We start from the raw sequence: 23,992 nt of genomic DNA, 5'->3' as shown, positions 1-23,992 counted from the left end.
GACAGGAGTCAGTGGGCCGTGTCCAGGCGGGCCCGCTGGTCCGGGGTGAGGTCCAGGTCCACCGCGGCCAGGTTCTCCTCCAGCTGGGCCACCGAGGAGGCGCCGGCCAGCGGGATCACCGGCAGCTCGCCGCCCATCTGCCAGGCCAGCACGACCTGGTTGAGCGTCGCCCCCGTCTCCTTCGCCACCTCCTTGAGCACGGTGAGCCGGGCGGTGTTCCCCGGGTGGACGTAGTCGGACGGCAGCGGCTTGTCCCGGCGTCCGTAGGCACCGCCCAGCAGCGGCGAGTACGCGACCAGGGTCAGCTCGGGCTCCGCCCCCAGGTAACTGAGGAGTTCACCGGTCGCGGCGCCGAGGCCGCCCTCGGGGAAGAGCCCGCTGGGTACGTCGGAGCGCGGGCGCAGCAGGCTGTGGTGGTACTGGAGGACCTCGTAGCCGGGCAGTCCGGCCGCGGCGGCGAGGGAGCGGGCCCGCTCCACCCGCCAGACGGCGTGGTTGCTCACCCCGAGCAGTCCGACGCTGCCCTCCACGACGAGTTCGGCGAACGCCTCGACGGTCTCGCCCGGTGCGACGGCGCGGTCCTCTATGTGGGCGTACAGGAGGTCGATCCTCTCGACGCCGAGGCGTTCCCGGCTCCGTTCCGAGGCCTCGCGGATCACCTTGGCCGACAGGCCCTCGGGGTTGTCGACGTAGCCGGTCCCCGGGGCCAGCGGGCGGGCGCCGAGTTTGGTCGCGAGGACGATCCCGTCGCCGGCGCCCCGGCTGCGCCGCCAGCGTCCGAGCAGTTCCTCGCTCTGGCCGCCCTGGCTTCCGTCGGTCCAGAAGGCGTAGTTGTCCGAGGTGTCGATGAAGTTGCCGCCGGCCTCGACATAGCGGTCCAGTACGGCGAACGACGTCTTCTCGTCGGTCAGCGAGCCGAACAGCATCGCGCCGAGCGCGAGCACACTCACCTCGCGGCGGGTCTCCGGGTCCGTGCCGATCGTGCGGTAGCGCATGGTGTTCCCTCCCGTCGGGGCCCGAAGTCCCCGGGCCCGAACGGGAGTCTGGCTGTTGGAGCGCTCTTGAGGTCAAGCCTTGGCGAAGGGCCCCTCCAGGGCGGCCCACTGCAACAGCATGATCGTCTTGGCGTCCGCGATCTCCCCGGTGCGGATCATCGACAGGGCCTCGCGGAAGGGCAGTTCGACCGTCTCGATGTCCTCGCCCTCCTCTTCCAGTCCGCCGCCCTCGTGGGTGCGGGTGGACGGGCCGTAGGAGGCGGCGTAGAAGCTCACCCGTTCGGTGACCGAACCCGGGCTCATGTAGACGTCGAAGACGTGCTCCACCGCGCCGACGGTGTGCCCGGTCTCCTCGATGACCTCGCGCCGTACGGCGTGCTCGGGGTGCTCGTCCTCCTCGTCGAGGAGGCCGCCGGGTGTCTCGACCAGCATGCCGTCCGGGTGCCCGTTCACATAGACGGGATAGCGGAACTGCCTGGTCAGCAGGACGGTTTCCCGCTCGGTGTCGTACAGCAGGAGGGTGGCTCCGTTGCCGCGGTCGTGGGTCTCGCGCTCCTGGGTGCTCCAGGTCCCGTCGGCGAGCTGGAGGTCGAAGGTGGTGCTGCGTTCCACGTACCAGTGGCAGGACAGGAGGTGCACGTCGCGGATCCTGACCCGGGGGTTGCCGGTCAGGTCGCGGCCCGTCCGGTCGAGTCCGGTGCGGCCCCGGCGGTCGGGGGTGTCGATGCCGGCGGTCATCGCGCGCGGGCCCGGCGGGCGCGGGAGTTGTCGTTCATGGACCTTGTCTACCATCCCGAGACCAAGGTCCTGGTCACAGCGGGGCTTCGCCCGTCTAGGCTCACGGCATGGAACAGACGGAGATCATCCTGCGCGCCATCGGCGTGCTCACCGAGACCAACGCCATGGTGCGCAGGATCGCCCAGGACGAGGAGGACGGAGTCGAATCGGCCGAGAACAACCTGGGTGCTCTCGTCACCGAGGTGTTCCCGCGTGTCGAGGTGCCCGGTGACGCGGGCCCCGCGGAGGCCGGGCAGGCGGTCGCGGACGCCTACCTGCCCGCCGCCATCTCGCTGGTGGGCGCCTTCGCGTTCCTCTTCTCCGAGCTCGCCGACCTCCACGACTCCGGGCGCACCGACGTCTCGACGGCCGATCTGCTCCAGGATCTCGCTCTGCGCATGTCCCGGGCCGACAACGCCTAACCCCTGTCCGGCCGGGGGCGCGTCCTCCCGCCTCGCCCCGCGTCACCGGTCCCGCTCGACGCGCACCCGGCCTGCCTCGGTCCGGGCTCCCCCGGCCGGCTCTCGACCGGAGGAGCCCGCGGCGGGGTCCGGCCGCCGGGCGCCGGGTCAGTCGTGCGGAACGACCGCCACCGGGCAGGGCGCGTGATGCATCACCGCGTGGGCCACCGAACCGATCCGGGCGCCCACCGCGGAGCGTTCGGCCCTGCGGCCGACGACCAGCAACTGGGCCCGGTCGGACAGGGAGAGCAGCACCTGTCCCGCGCTGCCCATCTCGATGTGCTGGGTGACGGACACGTCGGGAAAGCGTTCGCGCCACGGCTGGAGCGCCTCGGCCAACGCCTTCCTCTCGTACGGCTCCAGGCCGCCGGCCTCGTCGAGCAACTTCAGCGAACCGGGACTGTAGGCGAACACCGGCGGCAGGCTCCACGCCCGTACGGCCCGCAGCGCCGCGCCCCGCGCCGCCGCGGTCTCGAACGCGAAACGCAGACCGGCGTCGTCCTCGGGTCCGCCCTGATGCCCTACGACGATCTCCCGGCCGCCCGCCTCGTCCTCGGGCCGGTCCTCCGAACGCACCAGGACCACGGGGCAGGACGCCTCGGCGATCACCCGCTGTCCGACGGAACCGAGCAGGAAGCCGACGAACGCGCCGTATCCGCGCGAGCCGAGGACCAGGGTCCCGGTGTCGGCCGCGACGCCCAGCAACGCCTCCACCACGTCGCCGTCGACGGAGTCGATCACGTCGACCGTCACCGGCAGACCGGCGTGCCGGTCGGTGACCGTGCGGGCCGCGTCCTCGATCATGCGGTGGGCCCAGCGTGCCTGGTCCTCCCGGTCACCACCGCCGACCATGTCGTGCGGCGGCCAGTGCCAGGCGTACGCCACCCGCAGGGCCACACCCCGGCGGACGGCCTCACGGCCCGCCCAGGCCAGCGCCGCCCTGCTCTCGGGTGATCCGTCCACGCCCACGGTGATCGGGTGGGTCATCCGCCTGCCTTCCGTCTCCGGCCCGCCTGCCCGACCGGGTGCTCGTCCATCCTGACCGGTCCAGTCTCCGTCACCGGCGGGCACGGCGGACACGCGACAGGAAACGCGCGCCGCCCGCTCCGGAGCGGGCGGCGCGCGTTTCCCGGCCGGGCCTGCCGGACAGGGCCTAGGTCGTGTCCGCAAAGTCGCGTCGTTCGCCCGGAGGGCGGGTCCGGCGGCGTCTGGTGCGTGCTCTCGGCGTGCCGGGCGCAGGCCCTCGTACTGGACGTACTTGGGTCTTCGCCCGGTGCGGCGAGAGTGCGTGCCAGGCGTCGCCGGGCAGGCGCGACTCTGCGGACACGGCCTAGGCCGAGGCGCGGACCACGAGTTCCGGGTCGAAGATCAGTGACGTGGGTTCGGTGCGGACGCCCCGGATGTGCTCGTCGAGGAGGGCGGCCATCGCCGCGGCCATCTCCTCCACGGGCTGGCGCACCGTGGTCAGCGGGGGACGGCAGGTCACGGCCACACTGGAGTCGTCGAAGCCGACGACCGCGACATCGTCGGGCACCTGCCTGCCCCGCTCCCGCAGCAGCTGGCACACGCCCTGGGCCATCAGGTCGTTGGCGGCGAACACCCCGTCCACGTCCGGGTGATCGGACAGCAGCCCGGACATCGCCGCCATGCCGCTGTCCAGCGTGAACCCGCCCTCGGCGACCGGGACGTACGGGTGTCCGCTGCGGGCCATCGTGTCGCGGAACCCGGCGAGCCGGTCCTGGCTCGCGGCGACGCCGAGCGGCCCGGTGACGGTGACGATCCGCCGGCACCCCCGGCTCAGCAGGTGTTCGGCCGCCAGGCGTGCCCCCTCGCGGTGGGCGAGATCGACATAGCTGAGCCGCACGGGGCGGGAGGGCCGGGCGAAGAGGACGGCGGGCAGACCCGCGTCGGCGAGCAGGGCGGGCAGCGGGTCGTCGGCGTGGGTGGAGACGACCAGGGCGCCGTCCGCGCTGCCCTGCCGGAGGTCGGCCAGCACCTGGCTCCTGGTCTCCGCGGATTCGGCGAACATCAGCAGCGGATGCATCGAGCGTGGACGCAGGTACCCCACCACGCCGCTGACGACCCGTCCGAAGAAGGGGTCCGCGAACACCCGGGCGGCGAAGGCGTTCTGCTGTTCCCCCGGGGTGTCGCCCGCGCCGGAGACGATCAGCGCCACGGTCTGGCTGCGCCGGGTCACCAGCGATCTGGCGGCCTGGTTGGGCGCGTATCCGGTCCGCTCGATGGCCTGGCGCACCACCTCCTGGATTCCGGGGTCGACATTGCGCACACCGTTGATGACCCGGGACACGGTCGCGCGGGAGACTCCGGCCACCCGCGCGACATCCTCCAGCGTGGGAGCCTGTCTGTTCATGGCGGCACCCTAACGGCAGTGCACCGCCCCGGGATAGAGCGCTCTCCGCGGCCGCCCGGCGCTCAGCCGGGAGCCCGGACCAGCGCGGTGGCCGTCAGCGGGAGGGCGCCCGCGGAGCGGCCGGCGAGCACCCGGTAGGCGCCGGGCCGCGTGCGCCACGCGTGTTCGTCCTCGGCCCAGTGGCGCAGCGCCCGGGGCGGTATCCGCACCGAAACCGTCGCCCGCTCGCCCGGTTCGGCACTGACCGCGGCGTACCCGGCGAGCCAGCGTTCCGGGCGGTCCGGCGGGCCGGGGGGCCCGGCGAGATAGACCTGGACGACCTCGCGTCCGCGCCGGGGGCCCGTGTTGCGTACCTCGACCCGCACGGTGAACGGCTCGCCGGCCACGATGTCGTCGGGGACGCCCAGTCCCTCGTACGCCCAGGTGGTGAAGCCGAGTCCGTGCCCGAACCAGTAGGCGGGCGCGCGGTCGTGGCGTGCCCAGGCGCGGTAGCCGATGTGCAGGCCCTCGGTGTAGTCGAGGAGTCCGTCCTCGGGCCGGGTGCGGGTGACCGGCGCGTCGGCGAGGGTCGCCGGCCACGTCGTGGGCAGCCGCCCGCCGGGTTCGGCCCGGCCGAACAGCACGTCGGCGAGGCCCGCGCCGCCCTCCTGGCCGGGGAACCAGGTGAGCAGGACGGCACCGGCCGCCGCGCGCCAGGGCAGTTCGACCGGTCCGCCGCTGTTGACGACGACGACCGTGCGCGGTTCGGCGGCGGTCACCGCGCGGACCAACTCGTCCTGGTGTCCGCCGAGTCCGAGGTCCGTCCGGTCGCGTCCCTCGGACTCGCTGTCTTCGGTGGTGCCGACGACCACGATCGTCGCGTCCGCGTCGCGGGCCGCCCGCACGGCGTCGGCCAGGGCCGTACCGTCGTCGGGGGGTGGCGGGGCCGCGGTGACGACGGTGGCCCGGCCGGTGTCGGGGGCGAGTTCGCGGCGGGCCACCACGCGCGCCGCGCGTCCCGCGGTGAGGCGGACGGCCGTACCGTGGACGGGCGGGTTCACATGGACGACCGCCGGATCGTCGGTCTCCTTGCCGAACTCCCCTTTCAGGGCGACGCGTTCGTCGACCGTGATGCTCAGGCGCCCGAACCCGCCGACTCCGAGGGTCCACAGCCCCGAGACGCCCGGAAGCAGAAGGGCGGCGATCTCGACGGTGTGTGCGCCCGGCGGCAGCGGCGGCTCCAACTGCCGCCCTCCGAGGCGGTGTTCGGAGAGACGTTCACGCCCCGCCGCGTCGAGCACGCGCAACCGGACACCGGGATCGCCGGTGACGGGATCGGCGCACAGGTCCGGGGTCAGGGGTGCCGCGGGCGCGCCGGCCGAGGGGCCGGGCACATGGACGACACGTACGCCGCCGCCGAGCGCGGCCCGGATCCCCTCCAGCGGAGTGACGACCCGCCCGGGGAAGACTCCCGCGCTGCCGCCGCCCTGGACGCGCGGCAGGGCCGCGTGCGCGCCGATCACCGCGACGGTGCGCAACCGGGCGGGATCGAGCGGGAGGACACCGCGATTGCTCAGCAGGACGGTGCTCGCGGCCGCGGCGCCGCGCAGCAGCGCGTGGGCCTCGCTACGGCCGGTGGCGGGCGGGGCGTCCTCCGGTGGCTCCCCCAGCGCGCCGCACGCGGTGGCGAGCCCGAGCAGCCGCCGCACCTTGTCGTCGACGGCGTCGCGCGGGACGCGTCCCTCTTCCACGGCCCGCACCAGTTCCTCGCCCCAGGCGCTCTCCGGGCCCGGCATGGTGAGGTCGAGGGCGGCGCGGGCGGCCGGTTCCCCGGACCGCACCGCGCCCCAGTCGGACACCACCACGCCGGCGAAGCCCCATTCCCCCTTGAGGGGTTCGTCCAGCAGGGAACTCGCGGTCATCGTGGTGCCGTCGACGCCGTTGTACCCGGCCATGACGACCCGGACGCCGGCCTCGACGGCCGCCTCGAACGGTGCCAGATACACCTCCCGCAGGACCCGTTCGGACACCCGCACGTCGACGGTCAGCCGGTCGGTCTCGGAGTCGTTGGCCACGTAGTGCTTGGCCGTGGCCGCCACTCCGCGCGCCTGGATCCCCCGGACGAACGCGGCACCGGTGCGGGCGGTCAGTTCGGGGTCCTCGGAGAAGCACTCGAAGTGCCGCCCGCCGAGGGGTGTCCGGTGGAGGTTGAGGGTGGGGGCGAGGACGACGTCGACACCCTTGCGGCGCGCCTCGGCGGCGAGCAGCCCGCCGAGACGCTCCACCCGTTCCTCGTCCCACAGGGCGCCGAGCGCGGACGCCGAGGGCAGCAGCAGGGCTGTGTCGCGCTCGTCCCAGGACTGCCCGCGCACTCCGGCGGGACCGTCCGACAGGACCATCTCCCGCAGTCCCAGGGCCGGTTCGGCCGCGGTGCGCCAGGTGGTCGCACCGGTCAGCAGCCGGACCTTCTCGCGGAGGGTCAGTTTGCCGAGGAGCCGCTCGCGTTCCACCTCGTCGTCCGCCTTCTCCGTCAAGTGCCGCCTCATTCCCGGGAGAGCGCTCTCCCCATCGGTGCTCGACTCAGTTGTAGACGCCGAACTCGTAGAGCGAGTAACCCCATCCGGTTCCTCGCGCGGTGCCGTTCACCCGTACGTAGCGGCCCGCCCCGGTGACATCGAGGTCGTCGACGCCGCCGTTGCCGTCGGTGACCGTGCGGACGGTGGTCCAGTTCTGCCCGTCGTCCGAGGTCTGCACGGTGTAGGCCCTGGCGTAGGAGGTCTCCCAGACCAGTTGCACATGCCGGAACGAGGTTCGGGTACCAAGGTCGACCCGCAGCCACTGAGGGTCGCTCCAGTCGCTGGCCCAGCGGGTGTTGAGGTTGCCGTCCACGGCACCGGCCGCGGTGCAGGGACAGTCGCCGCCGCCGGTCTGGAACGAGGAGGCGGTGGCCGGCCGGCCGAGCGCGAGGTTCGTTCCGCTCGGGGTCGGCGGCACCACCCGTACGGACCGGGTCTCGACACCGACGTTGCCCTTGCCGTCCTTGACCTTGACGTAGACCTTCCAGACTCCGGGCCGGTCCGGGGCGGTGACCCGGAGCCGGCCGCCGCCGAGGTCGGTGAAGGGCAGCGGGTTCAGCTGTTTGCTCTGGTCGATGTACATGCTGTTGTCCAGCACCTCGTACGTGACCGGATCACCGTTCGGGTCCGTGGCCTTCACGGAGAGGGTGAGGTCGCGCCCGGCGGGCACCCTGCCCGCGTCTCCCTCGACGGTCAGGTCGGAGATGACCGGCGGGGTGTTGTCACGAGAAGTGTCCGCGCCGTACGCCTTCTTCACCGCGTAGTACGAGAGCCGCCTGTCGCCCGCGGGCAGCAGGTTGAACCAGATGCCGCCGAAGTCGTACTCGGTCCCGTAGTGGAACATCGTGGCGCCGAGCGCGACGCCCTGGTGCCCGGTGACGCAGTTCCACGCCCGGGTGTAGCCGTCGGCCTTGGCCCGGTCGGCCGGTTCGGCGGGGACGCCGTTGGCGTCGTCCGGCACCTCCCACTCGCCCGCGGGCCCGGTCTCGGTGACGATGTAGGGCTTGGTGTAACCACCTTGCTGCCAGGCCGACTTGACGTCACAGACCGCGTTGTAGGCGTTGACCGCGTACAGGTCCAGGTCGGGTGCGTTCTTCTTGTAGTACGGCCAGGCGCCGGTCCACGCGTCGGTGGAGGTGACGGGGTGGTTGGGGTCGGCGGCGTGGATCTTCTTGGTGATGTCGTTCACGAGTGTGGTGTAGGCGTCGCGCTGGCGCTCCAGTTCGGCGCCGTTGTAGCAGTTCTGGAGTCCGAGCACGGACTCGTTCCCCACGTTCCACATCAGGACACCGGGGTTGTCCTTGTAGGTGGCGGCCCATTGGGGGAACTCGGTGAGCACCTGGTTCTTGTAGCCGGTGTCCGTCAGATAGTTCACACAGCCGCCGCTGCCGGGACCGCCTCCGGGCTGCAGCCAGAAGCCTCCGATCACCCGGACGCCCTGGGCCGCCGCCGCGTCGAACAGGGTCTTGCTGGAGGCGTCGGTGCCCCAGGTTCGGACGGTGTTGACGCCCATCGACTTCAGGTCGGGCATGTAGCGCCCGGCGTCGGCGACGGAGGGCCCCCAGGTGAGGCCCTTGATCTGGTACGGGCTTCCGTCGACGGTCAGCTGCCAGTTGCCCTGCGAGCCGGTGACCTTGACGACGCCGCCGGCCGCCTGGGCCGGCTGGGAGGGCAGGACGAGTGCTCCCGCGGCGAGCAGGCCCGCCGTGAGAGGCGCCGCGACACGGCGCCGGGTGGTACGCGATCCGGTCATGAGAGTCCGTCCGGTGTACGGGTGGGGGGAAGATCAGGGGGTGTGAACCGGGTGCTCCTGGGGTCCCGCCGGCCGGGGCCATGTACCGGCCGGCGGGAGGTGCCGCCTCAGGGAAGCCGGTAGTTCGCGTCGAGTGCCGCGCCCGCCTCGGGATGCGTCTGGTCGTAGCCGCGGGCGTCGCACTGGAGCCCGCCGACGACGCAGTGGTCGACGAGCGCCTTCTGTGTCGGCGCGTCCCACGCGTTGAAGAAGTCGTAGTGGAACGAGTGGCCGGCGCCGCTCGCCAGCCTGACCTGTGACATGTCACCGTTGACCGGGAAGGCCATCTTGAACTCGATCATCGGCAGCGCGACCGGGTGGTCGTCCGGGCAGATGTTGTTGTTGGTGCCGGGGTTGACCACCGGATAGGCCATGTGACTCTGGTGGTTGGGGGTGTCCAGGTACTTCCCGTCCCAGCAACTGGGCGCCTGGAAGCGGATGTTGAGCTGGACGTCGGCCCTGTTCGGGCACTGCTGCGGGAAGTCGACGTTGAAGAAGCTGTCGCCGCACTCCCAGCCCTCAACGAAGCCGCGGTGGTTGCGGAACTCGGCCGCCGACTGCATCGGACTGCCGACGACGAAGCGCAGGCCCTTCGGGAAGGGGCGCACGCTGGTGTAGTCGGTGACCCCCGCCTTGTAGTAGATGACCTGGGGGCCCACCGGCAGCACGGGTGTGTTGCCGTTGAGCAGGGTCGGCATCCAGTAGGCCGACTTGTCACCGGGCGCCCTGCACGTGGTCCCGCCGGAGTCGAGCGAGGCGGTGGTGCTGGCCGCGTTGGTGGTGGTGTTGCCCATGAAGGTGTGGTCGTGCGACTTGCCCGGTTGGCCGGGGTAGACGATCGGGTCGTCCGGCCGGGTGTGGGACACCGAACAGTTCGCCTGGAACTCGTGGAAGTACCGGTGCGTCGGCTCCGCCTTGGAGGGGACGACCCCGGTCACCTGCGGGTTCGCCGGGATGTAGCCGTCGCCGTCCGGGTCCTCCGGCGAGGCGAGCGTCGAGGCGGCCATCACGTGACCGGTGTGGACGGCCGTCGACCCGGCCGCGGAGACGGCCGGCCCGGCCGCCGGGTCGGCGCTCATGGCCACGCCGGCCAGGCCGAGCGTGGTCAGCACCAGCGCGCTGGACATCAGCATTCCTGAAACGATCTTCGATCTCCGTGCCATGGAGACCTCCTGCCACGTCGATGGGGGCGGTGGGGGCCGGACGGCCGTGAGCGGCGATGAGCAAGGTGCCGCCCGGGCCGCCCGCGTGACGGTCCATCACATGTGCCGAGGGAACGGGAGAGCGCTCTCCCGCCGAGGAGTGTTGTGGCGGTCACGCGGGAGTGTCAAGGGAGTTGACCAAAGAGCACGCCACAACGAGTCCGCTCACCTCTTGAACACAACTCGGAACCCGTCATCGATCTTCACGTGAGTCCATAGACCAATGAAATGACCCAAATCCACACCATGTAGCCCCTTCAGCGTGCAACAACATCCGGGACTGCGGTCACAACTCTTGACGCGTCGTTCACCTGGCTGAAGCATGCATCGGCGAGAGAGCGCTCCCCCGTACCTCCCATCGTTCACTTTCTGAACCAGGAGAGTCGCCCCCCATGCCTTCAACCCCCACAGACGTCCCGGACTCCGGCCGTTCCCCCGTCGCGCGGCGCACCGTCCTCGGTGCGATGGCGGCCGGCGCGGCGGCGCCCGGACTGCTCGCGCTGTCCTCACCGGCGTCCGCCGTACCCGCCTCGCCCTCCGAGTCCGTCTCCCCCGCCCAGCAGCCGTCGGCCCTTCCCGGCGGAGGTGATCTCGGCCCGAACGTCATCGTGTTCGATCCCTCGACGCCGGGGATCCAGGCCAGGCTCGACCAGATCTTCCGGCAGCAGGAGTCGGCGCAGTTCGGCACGGGCCGCTACGCGTTCTTCTTCAAGCCGGGCACGTACAACGGGCTCAACGCCCAGCTCGGCTTCTACACCTCGATCGCGGGGCTCGGCCTGTCACCGGACGACACGACGATCAACGGTGACGTGACCGTCGACGCCGGCTGGTTCAACGGCAACGCCACCCAGAACTTCTGGCGTTCGGCGGAGAATCTCGCCCTGAATCCGGTCAACGGCACCAACCGGTGGGCGGTGGCGCAGGCCGCCCCGTTCCGTCGTATGCACGTCAAGGGCGGCCTCAACCTGGCGCCCGACGGCTACGGCTGGGCCAGCGGCGGATACATCGCCGACAGCCGGATCGACGGCTCGGTCGGACCGTACTCGCAGCAGCAGTGGTACACCCGCGACAGTTCGGTGGGCGGCTGGGTCAACGCCGTCTGGAACATGGTGTTCTCGGGCGTCCAGGGCGCCCCCGCCCAGTCCTTCCCGAACCCTCCGTACACGACGCTCGACACCACACCGGTGTCCCGCGAGAAGCCGTTCCTGTATCTCAGCGGCGGTGAGTACCGGGTGTTCCTGCCGGAGAAGCGCACCAACGCACGCGGCACGACGTGGGGCAGCGGAACCCCGCGCGGCTCCTCCCTGCCGCTCAGCCAGTTCTACGTGGCCAAGCCCGGTGTCACCGCCGCCACCCTGAACGCGGCGCTCACGCAAGGTCTCCATCTGCTGCTGACACCGGGGATCTACCACCTGAACCAGCCGATCCAGGTGAACCGCGCGGGCACCGTGGTCCTCGGCCTCGGCTACGCCACGCTGATCCCGGACAACGGCGTCACCGTGCTCAGGACGGCCGACGTGGACGGCGTCCGGCTGGCCGGCTTCCTCGTCGACGCCGGACCCGTCAACTCCACGACGCTCCTGGAGATCGGTCCGGCCGGGGCCTCGGCGGACCACTCGGCCAATCCCACCACCGTGCAGGACGTCTTCGTGCGCATCGGCGGAGCCGGTGCCGGCAAGGCGACGACCAGCATGGTCGTCAACAGCCGGCACACGATCGTCGACCACACCTGGGTCTGGCGGGCCGACCACGGCACCGGCGTCGGCTGGGAGACCAACCGGGCGGACTACGGCATCCGCGTCAACGGCGACGACGTCCTGGCCACGGGTCTCTTCGTCGAGCACTTCAACAAGTACGACGTGCAGTGGTACGGCCAGCGGGGCCGCACGATCTTCTTCCAGAACGAGAAGGCGTACGACGCGCCGAACCAGGCCGCCATCCAGAACGGGAGCGTCAAGGGGTACGCGGCCTACAAGGTCGCCGACTCCGTGACCACCCACGAGGGCTGGGGCCTGGGCAGCTACTGCTACTACAACGTCGCTCCGACGATCGTCCAGCACCACGGCTTCGCGGCGCCGAACAGGCCGGGCGTGAAGTTCCACGACCTGCTGGTCGTCTCGCTGGGCGGCAACGGACAGTACGAGCGCGTCATCAACGACACGGGCGCCCCCACCTCGGGCACCTCCACCGTGCCCTCCACCGTGGTCTCGTATCCCTGACCGTTCCCGCCCGCACGGCTTCCACCGGCGCGGCCCGGGAAGCCCGTCCTCCTGTCGGGGACGGGCTTCCCGGGCCGAGGGCGTCGCCGACGCCCGTGTCCGCGTCCGCCCGTGTCAGTAGCGCTGGGCCTTGACCAGTACGGCGGTGAGCTGGGGTTCCGCGGGCTGCCTGCTGATCACGATCGGCGTCGCCTTCTTCCCCGGCTCCAGGTTCTCCTTGCCGACGAACTTCGTCTCCACGACCTTGCCGTCGGGGTTCTTGAAGTCGACCTGCACGGCGTACGAGGCGGTCTTGTCGGTCGTGTTGGTGATGGTGACGAGCACGGCACGCAGCCCGCCGGTCTCCGCCGTGGGCACGCCCTTCATGCTGACGTCGGACGTCGCGTTGCCGCTGCCCTGGACGTCCTTCAGCTCCTTCTCGGCGGTGGCCGCGGCGCGGACGGTGTCGGCGGAGACCGAGGCCGCGAACTCCGAGGCCCTGGCCTCCACGGAGGCGGCCGCCGACGACGCGCGCTCGCTGGCCGACGCGATGATCGACGAGGCCGCCGAGGCGATGGCGGAGGGCGCCGACCCCGTGAAGTCGGACTTGTTCGGCGGGGTGATGGAGGCCGAAGTGCTGTCTCCCCCGTCGTCCGAGCTGCAGGAGACGAGCACGGAGCAGCACGCGATCGCGGACAACAGGGCAGCGACACGCCGTGATCCGCTCCGGCCATGGGGAAAACGTCTGCTCATGGGGCTCGCCTCTTCCTGCCGTACGGGGCACCGGGGGCTCGTCCTCTTCCTGCCGTACGGACTCCCTCATGCTCCGTTCCTCGTCCGGCCGCGGCGAACCACGGGGGCCCATTGGGGTGGCACACGTCCCTTCAGCCCCCGTGCCGTGCTCCGTCGACCCACGCGTCCGAGACCGCCAGGGCCGCCGCCATGATGCTCAGCTGCGGGTTGACCTCCGGGCAGGACGGGAGGACGGAGCCGTCGGCGACGAGGACTCCGCGGACACCGCGGAGTCTGCCCTCGGGATCGGCGGGTGCCCGCTGCGGATCGTCGCCCGCGGCCACGGTGCCGGTCGGGTGGAACGCCGACACGTGCAGATCCCGGGCCCCGGCCGAGGCGAGCAGGTCGTCGAGCGCTTCGAGTGAGCGGGCGCGGGGCGCCCGGGGGATCCCGGTGAGGACCTCCGTGGCCCCGGCGGCGAAGAGCAGGCGGCCCATGGCGCGTACGGCGGTCATCAGGCGGTCGCCGTCGCGGGGGTCGAGGTCGTAGCGGACGAGTGTGCGGTCCCGGCCACCGACCTGCCCCGAGGGACGGTCGGCGATCATGGCGCCGAGCGTGGCCAGATGGTCCGATCCCTCCAGTTCGCGCCGCAGTTCCCGGCCGAGGCCGGGCAGGACGAAGCTGCTCATGCCGGGTGGGCTCGCGGTCGCCTCGACGAGGATCCCCTGGGCGTGGAGTTCCTCCACCCCGACGCTCTGGAGCACGCCCCGCCAGGCCGTCACGGGTTCGGCGAAGCGTCCGGCGACGCTGGTGGCCGGATGCACGCTGAGGTTGCGGCCCAGGCGGGGATGTCCGCCGAGGCCCGAGCGGCGCAGCAGGGGCGGGGTCTGGAGGGTGCCGGCGGCCGTCACGACGAGAGGGCTGAGGATCTCCAGTTCGTGGCCGTCGGGGCGGCGCGCCCGGACTCCGGCGGCCCGTGGCGGGCCGGGAACGTCGTGGTCCAGCAGGATGCGCTGGACCCGGGCGCCGGTGACGATCCGGGCACCGGCGGCACAGGCGTCGGGCAGGACGGAGAGCTGCACGCTCTGCTTCGCTCCGGTGGGGCAGCCCACGACACACTGGCAGGAGCCCTTGCAGCCGGGGGCGTTGCGGCGGAGCGGGGCGGCCCGCCAGCCGAGCCGTCCGGCGCCGGTGAGGGTGAGCAGCCCGTTGTTGCCGAGGACGTCGAGGGGCTGGGGTGCCACGCGCAGGGTGCGCTCGGCCTCGTCGAGGAAGGGGCCGAGGCGGTCGGCGAGCGCGAACCCGAAAACGCTCCGCCAGCGTTCGCGCACGTGGTCCGGTGTGCGGTAGCAGGTGCCGGAGTTGACCACGGTGGTGCCGCCGACGGCGCGGCCGACCGGCAGCAGGACCGGCGGCCTGCCGAGGGCGACCGTGGCGCCGCCGTCCCGGTACAGCTCGGTGAACCGGTCGAGGGGTGCCCGGCGTCCGAAGGAGGCCGTCGGGTGGTGCCGGCCCTCCTCCAGGACGACGACGGCCAGCCCGGCGCGCGCGAGGGTCCGAGCGGCCATGGCGCCGCCCGCGCCGGAGCCGACGACGACCGCGTCGGCGGTGGTACGGGCGGGCCATTGCTCGGCCGGTGTGCAGTCCAGGGGCGGATCCTCCGGCGCGTGGGCGGGCCCGGCCTGCGTCCGTTCGGTGCCCGCGGCCAGCAGGACGGGAACCTTGAGGAGGTCGAGCAGCGGGGCGAGACGGGGTCGCCGGGCCAGCGAGCGGAGTACGTCCTCGCGTTCCCCGGGGCGAAGCGCCGCCAGCCGTCTGCCGGTGCGCGCGAGGGTGTACGACTCCACGGCGGCGACGGCTGCGTGCACCCCGGCGCGGGCGGGCAGGGGCAGTGCGGCGAGCACGGAATCGAGGCGGTGCGGCACCCGGGCGGGCCACCCGGCGCCGCCCTCGTCGGCGAGCAGCGCGGCGACGAGCCCGTCGGTGGTCATCGTTCGCCCGACTCGGCGTGGGCGGTGCCGTCGAGTTCCCAGGTGGCTTCCGGGCGCCAGTGACCCCACCAGCGTTCCAGGACGACACGGGCGTCGGCGGACTCGCTGTTGCGGCAGACCGCGCGGGCGCCGTCCGGGTCGCGGTATTCGAGGGTGAGGGTCCTCTCCGGGGGCTGGCGCACCTCGACGCGGATGCGGCGCAGGGCCGTCCGGCCGGTGACCGTCCACTCGGGCAGGCCGATGGCGGCGCGGAAGCGGCCGAGTCCCAGCCCGCCGACCGCCGAACGTTCCGGTCGCCGTGGCCAGGTGCGGCCGTTTTGGCGCAGGCGCAGGAAGACGAGCGGGGGCAGCCGGCGCAGGACGGGCCGGGTGGACACGGCGGCGACGATCTCCAGGACGTCTCCGTCGCCGAGGTCCGCGTGCAGCCAGGTCCACCGGTGCGCATTGCCGTGCCCGTAGATGCGGGCCGAGGCTCCGGGTGCGGCGCGCAGGTTCAAGGTCGTCTCCCCGTACGAGAGTTCGCCCTCGTACGTGGCTCGGGCGGCCGGCAGCATCTGGGCGGCGGGCAGTACGGGGCGGCGCCAGGACCAGCGGGGGAAGGTGAACAGCGGTGGGCCTTGGCGCTGTTCGTGGAGACTCCAGTGGAAGTCGCCCGCGCTGCCGGTGAGTTGTCCGGCGACACAGGTGACGCCCTCGGTCGTGAATCCGCCGGCGGGCCGGGTCCAGGGGACTGGTCCGAAGCGGGCGTGCCGTACGTCGCCCTCGCGGGGGAACACCGCGGCCCAGCCGTGGGCGAACGGCTCGGATCCGTCGGCGGGTGCGGTGAGTTCGTGGTGCAGCCAGACTCCGGTACCGGTCGCCGGGTCGGTGAGGGTGGTGTACCAGACCTCGGTGCGGCCCGGGGTGCCGTTCCATCGCGGGGCCGCGTGTTCCGCGGGGTCCTCGCGGCGCGGGAAGCGGAATCCGAGCAGGAAGGGGAGAAGGCCGGTGGCCAGGGGAAAGCGCAGGACGCCCTCACCCACCCGCGCCGGGCCGTCGTACACGGTGAACGGCAGCACGGTCATGGAGGTGACGGGACGGCGGGGTGTCACCGACTTCCAGCCGTCCAGGGTGAGGCAGCGCCCGTCGGCGGTGAAGGTGAGCCGGTAGCGGATGCGCCGCCGGGCGATCGGTGACACCTCCAACTCGCCCTTCGCGTACGGGTCGTCGGTGTGTCCGGCGATGCGTACCCGGCCGGCCAGACGGGCCGGGGTGGTCCGGTGCGGGAGCAGGACCTGGTCAGCGGCGGCGCGCAGGTCGAGCCGGATACGCCGCTGTCCCGGTTCGCCGTCGAGGCGGACGGTGCCGAGCATCGTCTCCGTGAACCGGGTGCCCCTCACCTGAGGCCGTCCAGCATGATGCGTTCGGTGGCCCGCAGATAGGTGCCGGCCGCCTCGCGCGCTCGCCGGGCGTCACCGGCGGTGACGGCGTCCACGACGGGTGCCAGTCTTCCGTGGGCGGCCTCCGCGTCGGTGAAGGGTCCCTTGAGCAGGGAACGGACCGGCAGGTAGGCGTTGAAGAGGGTGTTGGTGAGCAGGACGTACACGCGGTTGCCCGTGGCGCGGGCCAGCGCGCGGTGCACCTCGACGTCGGCCAGCTGGACCGCGTCGGCGCCCTCGGCCCGCCGTACTGCCGCGAGCAGCGCGCCGAGTTCGACCCGTTGGGGACGGGTGCCACGCTCGGCGGCCCGCTCGGCGATCAACGCGCCGATCCCGCGCCGTACTTCGAACACCTCGTGCACCCAGCCGGCGTCGTGCCGCACGAGCATGGGCAGGAGATCGGCTCCGCCGAGCCGGGCGTAGTCCCGCACCCGGGTGCCCACTCCGTGCCGGGTCTCCAGCAGTCCGGCCTGCACGAGCCGCCCGAAGGCGTGCTTGAGCGTGGTGCGCGTGACGCCGTACCCGTCGGCCAGCCGCCGCTCGGGGGGAAGGTAACTCCCCGCCGGATGACGGCCGTCGAGTATGTCCGTCCGCAGCCGGTCCTCCAGGACGTCCACGATGGTCTCGCGGGGCAGAGCCTCCACGTTTCCCCCTCCGGGCAAGTGGCTGAGTGGATGAGCCACTGAACCAGCGACCGGACCTGGGGTCAACCCCTCGCGTGCGCTCAACCCGCCCCACCCCTGGGCGAGTTGGACCGGACCAATGCTGCGCGAATCGTTGACACGCCTGCCGCCCGGCAGGATTCTGAGAGCGCTCTCAAAAGGAAGCGGACGAGCCGCGTCCGCGTGCATCCACCTCGCTGAACCCCCACATCAAGGAGGCAGAGAGTGCGCCTACACATCAGATGGCCCGCCTGGGCGTTGGCCTGCGCCACACTCACCGCGACACTGCTCACCTTCGGCGCGCCCTCCCGCGCCGAAGCCGCCGTCCCGGCGACCATCCCCCTCACCTTCACCAACAACTCCGGCCGCGGTGATCAGGTCTTCATCTACGACCTCGGCACCGAGCTCTCGACCGGACGGCAGGGCTGGGCCGACGCGAACGGCACCTTCCACGCGTGGCCCGTGGGCGGCAACCCGCCGACACCCGCGCCCGACGCGTCGATCACGGGACCGGCCAATGGTCAGTCGAAGACGATCCGGCTCCCCAAGTTCTCCGGGCGGCTCTACTTCTCCTTCGGGCAGAAGCTCGACTTCCGGGTGACGACCGGCGGTCTCGTGCAGCCGGCCGTCCAGAATCCGAGCGACCCGAACCGCAACATCCTCTTCAACTGGTCCGAGTACACGCTCAACGACTCCGGTCTGTGGATCAACAGCACCCAGGTCGACATGTTCTCCGCCCCGTACGCCGTCGGAGTCAAGCTCGCCGACGGGACCACGAAGAGCACCGGGCATCTCAAATCCGGCGGCTACAACGGCTTCTTCAGCGCGCTGCGCAGTCGGCCGGGCGGGTGGGCGAACCTCATCCAGACCCGGTCCGACGGCACGGTGCTGCGGGCGCTCGCCCCGGGGCACGGCATCGAGGCGGGCGCGCTTCCGGCCACCGTCATGGACGACTACATCAACCGCGTCTGGCAGAAGTACGCTTCGTCGACGCTGACCGTGACGCCCTTCGGCAACCAGCCGAACACCAAGTACTTCGGCCGGGTCTCCGGTGGCGTCATGAACTTCACCAACAGCTCCGGAGCGGTCGTCACCAGCTTCCAGAAGCCGGACTCGGACAGCGTCTTCGGCTGCTACAAGCGGCTCGACGCGCCCAACGACCTGGTGCGCGGGCCCATTTCACGCACCCTGTGCGCGGGGTTCAACCGCACCACGCTGCTGACCAATCCCAACCAGCCGGACACCTCGGCCGCTAACTTCTACGCGGACGCGGTGACGAACCAGTACGCCCGCGCCATCCACGCGCAGATGGCCGACGGCAAGGCCTACGCGTTCGCCTTCGACGACGTCGGCAACCACGAGTCCCTCGTCAACGACGGCAATCCGCAGCAGGCGTTCGTCACGCTGGACCCGTTCAGCTGACCGAAGCCGCGTCGCGGGAGCGGGGCGGGGCGGGGGCGGGACGGGAACCGTGCCCGTCCCCTCCCCGTCCCTGCGCCCGTCCCGTCCTCGTGCCGCCTGGCCCGGGGCGCCGCGCCGCCCGGACGCCGTAGGCGTGGGTCCGCCGTCAGCGGTCCCGGCCGTCGTCGCCGGGATCCAGACAGTGCACGGGGACCCGCTGGACCAGGTTGTTCACGAAGCCGCCGCGGTTCCACGGCTGCTCGACCGGCTGGGTATGGCCTTCGGCGTCGGTGGCGCGCGCACTGAGGACATGACGGCCGGGGGTCGCCGTCCACGGGAAACTCCACCCCCGCCAGGCCCACCGGTGGCCGTCCGGCGGGTCCAGCCGCGCCGGGTGCCAGGAGCGCCCCTCGTCCGTGCTGACCTCGACACCGGTCACGGGCGCGCGCCCCGACCAGGCCCGTCCCGTCAGGGTGACGACGCCCGGCCGCACAGCCCTGTCGCGCGACATGAAGTCGGGGAAGCCCGGCGGGACCAGCAGGGCACGTGGGGCGATCCGGGTGACCGGCTCGCCCTCGTCGGAGGCGTCCTGCCGCAGCCGGTACGCCACGGCCTGCTGGAATCCGCGGAACGGCGCGCTCGTCACCGTGATCTCCCGGAGCCACTTCACATGCGCCATGCCGTACCAGCCCGGCACCACGAGCCGCAGGGGATGGCCGTGCTGCGGTGGCAGCGGGGCTCCGTTCATCGCGTAGGCCACCAGGACCTCGGGCTCTTCGCCGCGCGCCACGTCCAGCGGAAGCGCGCGCTGGTAGTCCTGCTCGACCCCGCGTTCCACACCGTGATCGGCTCCGGTGAACACCACGTCCACCGCGTCCGGTTCGACCCCGGCCTCGGAGAGCAGCAGGCGCAGCGGCACACCCGTCCACTCGGCCGTGCCGACCGCCTCCACCAGCCACGGCTGGCTGACCGGCCGGGGTGTCAGCAGCGCACGTCCGTTGCCCGCGCACTCCATGGTCACCCGCTGCCTCACCGCGGGATACGCCTTCAGCTCGTCGACTCCGAGCAGCAGCGGGCGCTGCACCCGGCCGCCGAGGGCGAGCCGCCAGGAGGCCTCTTCGGCGTACGGAATGTCGTAGTGCGTCAGCACATAGTGCAGCCCCGGCGGTGTGACGTCGTAGCGCAGGGCCTCCAGCGGCAGTCCGTGGTTCCGGGCGGCGAGAGCCAGCTCCTGGGCGCTGATGCCCTCGTCCGGGCCGGCCAGCCGGGCAGGTGTGCTCATGTCCTCGAGGCGTTGACCCATGCGCCCATTCTCCGCTCGCCCAGGGCGGCGCCGCTAGACGGGGCGCGGGGTGACGCTGCGGTTCACCAGGTCGCGCCAGCCGGCCTCCAGACGTTCCCGCGGCATACCGCGCTGGCGGGTCAGATGGCCGATCAGCGCGGGGTCCAGGTATCCCATCAGGGTCTGGGCGCGGAGCTCCGTGTCCGTCTCCGGTCCCGAGCCGGTCTGCCGCAGCAGCATGCACACGTGCATGAAGCGGACCCGGAACGGCGCGGAGGTGAAGCGGCGGCTGACCTCGGGTTCGGCGGCGAGGTACAGGTCGAGCTGCTCGGAGGTCTGACGCAGGGCGTGGCATCCGAAGGCGTACAGGCGCTCCACCGGTGGCGCGCCGGGTCCGAGCGGTGCCGGACCGCTGATGAAGGCGGTCTGGAAGCGCTGCTCGGTGTGGTCGAGCAGCGCCATCAGCAGGCCGGTGCGGTCGCCGAAGCGCCGGAAGACGGTCCCCTTGCCCACGGCCGCGGCGCAGGCGACGCCCTCCATCGTGAGCCTGGCCACTCCCTGCTCCTCGACCAGCCGCGCGGCGGCCTCCAGCAGGCGCGCGCGGTTGCGGGCGGCGTCGGCGCGCAGCGGGGCTTCCTCAGGCGCGCCGAGCTGCATGAGGACGGGCTCGTCGGGCGACTCCGGTCGCTTCGGAAACGGCGGAAGTGGATGGGACATGAAGCCAGCGTAACGGCAGCGGAGGCGAACTGGACTGCGGTCCGCTTCGGTGGTAGACCTTAAGCGGACCTCGGTCCGTTTTATTACGGCAGTGTTTCAGCGATTCCACCCCCCGGGAGATATCCATGTCCGTACGCATCCTCGCGCTCGTGGGCAGCCTGCGCGCCGGTTCCCACAACCGTCAGCTCGCCGAGGCGGCAGTCAAGCTCGCCCCGGAGGGTGCCGAGGTCGAGCTCTTCGAGGGCCTGGCCGAGATCCCCTTCTACAACGAGGACCTCGACGTCGAGGGCGACGTGCCCGCCGCCGCCGCCCGGCTGCGCGCCGCGGCCGGTGAGGCCGACGCGTTCCTGCTCTTCTCGCCGGAGTACAACGGCACCATCCCTGCGGTCCTCAAGAACGCCATCGACTGGCTGTCCCGTCCGTACGGCGCCGGCGCCTTCACCGGCAAGCCGGTCGCCGTGGCCGGCACCGCGTACGGCCAGTTCGGCGGCGTCTGGGCGCAGGACGAGGCCCGCAAGGCCGTGGGCATCGCCGGCGGCACCGTGCTGGAGGACGTCAAGCTCTCCGTCCCCGGCTCCGTGGTCCGCTTCGCCGAGACGCACCCCGTCGACGACGCCGAGGTCGCGGCGCAGCTCTCCGAGGTCCTTAACCGGCTGCACGGCCACGTCGGGGCACCGGCCGCCTGACAACTCCCCTGTGGGCCGGTCCGGTTGCCCCGGACCGGCCTTCGGCATGTCGTGACTCGGTCACCGTTCGCCCCAAGATCGCCACGGCTCTGGCGGAGCCTCACCCTCCGCGACAGGATGCCCGCATGAAGAGCGATCTCTTTTCCAGTGACCACATGGTGCAGCCGGCCGTGGCGGCGGGCATGACCGTCCAGAACGCGAAATCCATCAAGTACGCAGTCCAGGGCGAGATGTTCGCGCGTCAGGGCGCGATGGTCGCCTACCGGGGCAGCCTCCAGTTCGAGCGCAAGGGCCAGGGCGTGGGCGGCATGCTCAAGCGTGCGGTCACGGGTGAGGGACTTCCGCTGATGACCGTCCGCGGGCAGGGCGAGGCCTGGTTCGCGCACGAGGCACAGAACTGTTTCATCGTGGGCATCGAGCCCGGCGACGTGTTCACGGTCAACGGCCGCAACGTCCTGTGCTTCGACGCCTCTCTGTCGTACGAGATCAAGACCGTCAAGGGCGCGGGCATCACCGGCGGCGGTCTGTTCAACAGCGTCTTCACCGGTCACGGCAGCCTGGGCCTGATATGCGAGGGCAACCCGCTCGTCATCCCCGTCTCCCAGCAGCAGCCGGTGTTCGTCGACACCGACGCGGTCGTCGGCTGGACGGCACATCTGCGCACCTCGCTGCACCGCTCGCAGTCGATCGGCTCGATGATCCGGGGCGGTTCGGGCGAGGCGGTGCAGCTCAAACTGGAGGGCGAGGGCCACGTGGTCGTACGTCCCAGTGAGGCGACACCGCAGAAGACGCAGCAGCACTGAATCCGGGCAACGGCGAGGGGGGCCCGCCGTCTGCGGGCCCCCCTCGTGTCGGCTTCCGGAGCGGTCCGTCAGCGGCCGGCGGCCGGGGTGTTGGCGGCCGTGACGTTGACGGCGGCCCAGGCCGCGCCCACCGCCTTGTACGCGGCGCTGTTCGCGCCGTACAAGTCGGCGGCGGCCTTGAGCGTGGCCTTGCGCGCGTCGTGGAAGTCGGTCGTGGAGACCATGTACCGGGTGAGCGCCCGGTAGAAGACGGCGGTGGCCTTGGTGCGGCCGATGCCGGTCACCCGGGAACCGTCGTACGTCGGCGAGTCGTACGCGACACCGTTGATCGTCTTGCGGCCGCTGCCCTCGGCGAGCAGGTAGAACGCGTGCGAGGAGACACCGGAGCCGGCGTGCACCTCGGTGTCGTAGGCGGCGGGCGACCAGTAGTCGATCGTCTCTTCGAGCACGTCGAGGGAGGGGTGGTCGAGGCGCCGCAGGAACTTCTGGGCGAGGCCCAGCTTCTCCCCCACCAGGTAGTTCGGCGGGTTCTTCGGATTGTTCGCCGAGAACTCGACGTTCGAGCCGAAGATGTCGGCGAGCGACTCGTTCAGGGCGCCCGCCTCCCCGTACTGGTTGCCGTCCTCGTCGACGCGGGTGGGTTCGAGGGCGGCGGTCGCGTCGACGACCCCGTGGGTCAGCTCGTGGCCGGTGACGTCGAGGACGACGAGCGGCTTCTTGAACACCCGGCCGTCACCGTCGCCGTACAGCATGCAGCCGCAGACCGAGTCCCAGAAGGCGTTGCCGACCTTGTTGCCGAAGTGGACCATTCCGCGGGCACCGGCGCTGTTGTTCTTGATGCCCTTGCGGCCGAAGGTCTTCTTGTAGAAGTCCAGGGTCTGGGCGATGCCGTACTGGGCGTCGACCGCGGCGCTCGTGCGGGCCGAGGTGGTACCCGTGCCCCACTTGTTGTCGCCATCGGTGAACGCCTTGCCCCGCGCGAAGGACTCCAGTTCCTGGCCCTTGGCGTCCCGGGTCTCGGTGTTCCACCGGGTCGGGTCCTTGAGCACATAGCTGGTCCGCGCGGTCCGGGTGGTGGTCAGCGCCACCTTGCCGGCGAAGAGGGAGGACCCGCTCCCGGTGGCGGTGGCCGGGTAACGGCGAGCGGCGGCGCTCGTGAGACCGGACAGCCCGGCGACGGCTCCGGCGGCCGTGCCGGTCCGCGGGGTCGCGCTCTCGCCCCGCTCGCGCAGCGTCGCGGCCAGGGACGGGGATATGAACTCGTCGGTGTTCGGGGTGTTGCTGCGGATCCGGCCGGTACGGGCGTCCACGACGACCGTGCTCGACCCTCCGGCCTCGGTGGTGCCGCTGTCCGTGACGAGCACCTGGTAGGCGAGGGAGGCGGCGCCGTCGCGGGCGTCCACGACGAGCCGGGCGGTGCCCGCGTCGCCCTTCGCCACGGCCTCGGCCTTGCGCTCCGCCTGCTCGGGCGTCAGCTCCGCCTCGACGGTGGACGGCTTCACCAGGTGGTCGGCGGCCCGGGTCACACCGAGATACTCGCCCCGCTTGCCGAGGTGGACGACCATGTCGCCGCCGAGGACCGGAAGGCCCTGGTGAGTGCGGACGAAGCGGACGTGGCTCTTTCCGTCCGGGTCCGTCATCACGTCCTTGGCCCGGAGGGTGTCGCCCTGGGCGACACCGGTGGCCGAGGCGTGCGCGAACGCCGCCGCCCTGGCGGCGTCCACCGGCGACGAGGCCGAAGTCGCCACGCGGGCGGGCCCGTTCGGCACGGTGGCGAAGGCGGGGCCGGGGAGCGTGGCGGCCGTCGTCACGGCGACGGCGATCGCCACGCGGCGTATGTGGGGTCTACGCACTGAGTTCCTTTGTACGGAGCGGCCGGGTTCACCAACCGCCTTACGGCGCGGCGCCGTCGGGCACCGCGGGGGCTGTCGGGTCCCGGCCGGACAGAT

The 23,992-nt window shown here is 71.9% G+C and carries 19 protein-coding genes; 5 read left to right on the top strand and 14 right to left on the bottom strand.

The features are described from left to right. Nucleotides 1-8: 8 nt before the first annotated feature. Together ACF07B_RS29585 and ACF07B_RS29580 are read right to left on the bottom strand one after the other, a co-directional pair. Nucleotides 9-995, bottom strand: coding sequence for an aldo/keto reductase (locus ACF07B_RS29585; protein WP_392181205.1), 987 nt, complete (start codon nucleotides 993-995; stop codon nucleotides 9-11). 72 nt (nucleotides 996-1,067) lie between these two features. Further along, nucleotides 1,068-1,733: an NUDIX domain-containing protein gene (locus tag ACF07B_RS29580; RefSeq protein WP_392181219.1), complete on the bottom strand. Its 666-nt coding sequence runs from the start codon at nucleotides 1,731-1,733 to the stop codon at nucleotides 1,068-1,070. A gap of 107 nt (nucleotides 1,734-1,840) precedes the next feature. Here ACF07B_RS29580 and ACF07B_RS29575 point away from each other — a divergent pair, with 107 nt between their 5' ends. Further along, complete coding sequence (locus tag ACF07B_RS29575; RefSeq protein ID WP_369483651.1) at nucleotides 1,841-2,194, top strand: hypothetical protein; 354 nt, start codon at nucleotides 1,841-1,843, stop codon at nucleotides 2,192-2,194. Nucleotides 2,195-2,341: 147 nt separating this feature from the next. Here the strand turns inward: ACF07B_RS29575 and ACF07B_RS29570 are convergent, their stop codons facing one another. The 5 genes from ACF07B_RS29570 to ACF07B_RS29550 all read right to left on the bottom strand — a co-directional run bounded on the left by ACF07B_RS29570 (nucleotide 2,342) and on the right by ACF07B_RS29550 (nucleotide 10,114). Then, entirely contained in the window at nucleotides 2,342-3,220 is an 879-nt protein-coding gene (locus tag ACF07B_RS29570; RefSeq protein ID WP_392181204.1) for a universal stress protein, read from the bottom strand. Between the two features lie 343 nt (nucleotides 3,221-3,563). Then, the gene (locus tag ACF07B_RS29565) at nucleotides 3,564-4,604 is read right to left on the bottom strand and encodes a LacI family DNA-binding transcriptional regulator (RefSeq protein WP_392181203.1); all 1,041 of its coding nucleotides are present in this window, start codon (nucleotides 4,602-4,604) and stop codon (nucleotides 3,564-3,566) included. 62 nt (nucleotides 4,605-4,666) lie between these two features. Further along, nucleotides 4,667-7,129 carry a glycoside hydrolase family 3 C-terminal domain-containing protein gene (locus ACF07B_RS29560; protein ID WP_392181202.1) on the bottom strand — a complete coding sequence of 821 codons (2,463 nt, stop codon included), beginning with the start codon at nucleotides 7,127-7,129 and terminating at the stop codon, nucleotides 4,667-4,669. A gap of 34 nt (nucleotides 7,130-7,163) precedes the next feature. After that, on the bottom strand, nucleotides 7,164-8,912 hold the full coding sequence (locus tag ACF07B_RS29555; RefSeq protein ID WP_392181201.1) for a discoidin domain-containing protein: 1,749 nt from the start codon (nucleotides 8,910-8,912) through the stop codon (nucleotides 7,164-7,166). Between the two features lie 107 nt (nucleotides 8,913-9,019). Then, nucleotides 9,020-10,114 carry a DUF1996 domain-containing protein gene (locus tag ACF07B_RS29550; RefSeq protein ID WP_392181200.1) on the bottom strand — a complete coding sequence of 365 codons (1,095 nt, stop codon included), beginning with the start codon at nucleotides 10,112-10,114 and terminating at the stop codon, nucleotides 9,020-9,022. Nucleotides 10,115-10,545: 431 nt separating this feature from the next. Here ACF07B_RS29550 and ACF07B_RS29545 point away from each other — a divergent pair, with 431 nt between their 5' ends. Beyond that, nucleotides 10,546-12,372: a coagulation factor 5/8 type domain-containing protein gene (locus ACF07B_RS29545; protein ID WP_392181199.1), complete on the top strand. Its 1,827-nt coding sequence runs from the start codon at nucleotides 10,546-10,548 to the stop codon at nucleotides 12,370-12,372. Nucleotides 12,373-12,486: 114 nt separating this feature from the next. Here the strand turns inward: ACF07B_RS29545 and ACF07B_RS29540 are convergent, their stop codons facing one another. The 4 genes from ACF07B_RS29540 to ACF07B_RS29525 all read right to left on the bottom strand — a co-directional run bounded on the left by ACF07B_RS29540 (nucleotide 12,487) and on the right by ACF07B_RS29525 (nucleotide 17,136). Beyond that, nucleotides 12,487-13,104, bottom strand: a complete 618-nt coding sequence (locus tag ACF07B_RS29540) for a hypothetical protein (protein ID WP_392181198.1) — start codon at nucleotides 13,102-13,104, stop codon at nucleotides 12,487-12,489. Between the two features lie 131 nt (nucleotides 13,105-13,235). Further along, nucleotides 13,236-15,074: a GMC family oxidoreductase N-terminal domain-containing protein gene (locus ACF07B_RS29535; protein ID WP_392181197.1), complete on the bottom strand. Its 1,839-nt coding sequence runs from the start codon at nucleotides 15,072-15,074 to the stop codon at nucleotides 13,236-13,238. Next, nucleotides 15,071-16,453 (bottom strand): hypothetical protein, encoded by a 1,383-nt coding sequence (locus ACF07B_RS29530; RefSeq protein WP_392181196.1) that lies wholly within the window; start codon nucleotides 16,451-16,453, stop codon nucleotides 15,071-15,073. Before ACF07B_RS29530 ends, ACF07B_RS29535 begins: the two co-directional genes overlap by 4 nt. Then, entirely contained in the window at nucleotides 16,450-17,136 is a 687-nt protein-coding gene (locus ACF07B_RS29525) for a FadR/GntR family transcriptional regulator (protein WP_392181195.1), read from the bottom strand. Before ACF07B_RS29525 ends, ACF07B_RS29530 begins: the two co-directional genes overlap by 4 nt. 243 nt (nucleotides 17,137-17,379) lie before the next feature. Between ACF07B_RS29525 and ACF07B_RS29520 the strand changes: the two genes are divergently transcribed. Continuing rightward, nucleotides 17,380-18,576 carry a glycoside hydrolase family 64 protein gene (locus ACF07B_RS29520; RefSeq protein WP_392181194.1) on the top strand — a complete coding sequence of 399 codons (1,197 nt, stop codon included), beginning with the start codon at nucleotides 17,380-17,382 and terminating at the stop codon, nucleotides 18,574-18,576. Between the two features lie 145 nt (nucleotides 18,577-18,721). On the opposite strand, the gene ACF07B_RS29515 is transcribed toward ACF07B_RS29520, so the two are convergent. Further along, nucleotides 18,722-19,858 (bottom strand): sulfite oxidase, encoded by a 1,137-nt coding sequence (locus tag ACF07B_RS29515; protein ID WP_392181193.1) that lies wholly within the window; start codon nucleotides 19,856-19,858, stop codon nucleotides 18,722-18,724. Between the two features lie 33 nt (nucleotides 19,859-19,891). Next, nucleotides 19,892-20,554: a TetR/AcrR family transcriptional regulator gene (locus ACF07B_RS29510; protein WP_392181192.1), complete on the bottom strand. Its 663-nt coding sequence runs from the start codon at nucleotides 20,552-20,554 to the stop codon at nucleotides 19,892-19,894. Between the two features lie 125 nt (nucleotides 20,555-20,679). On the opposite strand from ACF07B_RS29510, the gene ACF07B_RS29505 reads away from it, so the two are divergent. Then, nucleotides 20,680-21,240: an NAD(P)H-dependent oxidoreductase gene (locus tag ACF07B_RS29505; protein ID WP_362394446.1), complete on the top strand. Its 561-nt coding sequence runs from the start codon at nucleotides 20,680-20,682 to the stop codon at nucleotides 21,238-21,240. 125 nt (nucleotides 21,241-21,365) lie between these two features. Further along, nucleotides 21,366-22,043, top strand: coding sequence for an AIM24 family protein (locus ACF07B_RS29500; RefSeq protein WP_351871309.1), 678 nt, complete (start codon nucleotides 21,366-21,368; stop codon nucleotides 22,041-22,043). A gap of 68 nt (nucleotides 22,044-22,111) precedes the next feature. On the opposite strand, the gene ACF07B_RS29495 is transcribed toward ACF07B_RS29500, so the two are convergent. Next, nucleotides 22,112-23,896 carry a M4 family metallopeptidase gene (locus ACF07B_RS29495; RefSeq protein ID WP_392181191.1) on the bottom strand — a complete coding sequence of 595 codons (1,785 nt, stop codon included), beginning with the start codon at nucleotides 23,894-23,896 and terminating at the stop codon, nucleotides 22,112-22,114. Nucleotides 23,897-23,992: the final 96 nt, after the last annotated feature.

Source organism: Streptomyces sp. NPDC015532, from assembly GCF_043078065.1.
Taxonomy (GTDB): Bacteria; Actinomycetota; Actinomycetes; order Streptomycetales; family Streptomycetaceae; genus Streptomyces.
This window is presented reverse-complemented; position numbering and strand designations above follow the sequence as displayed.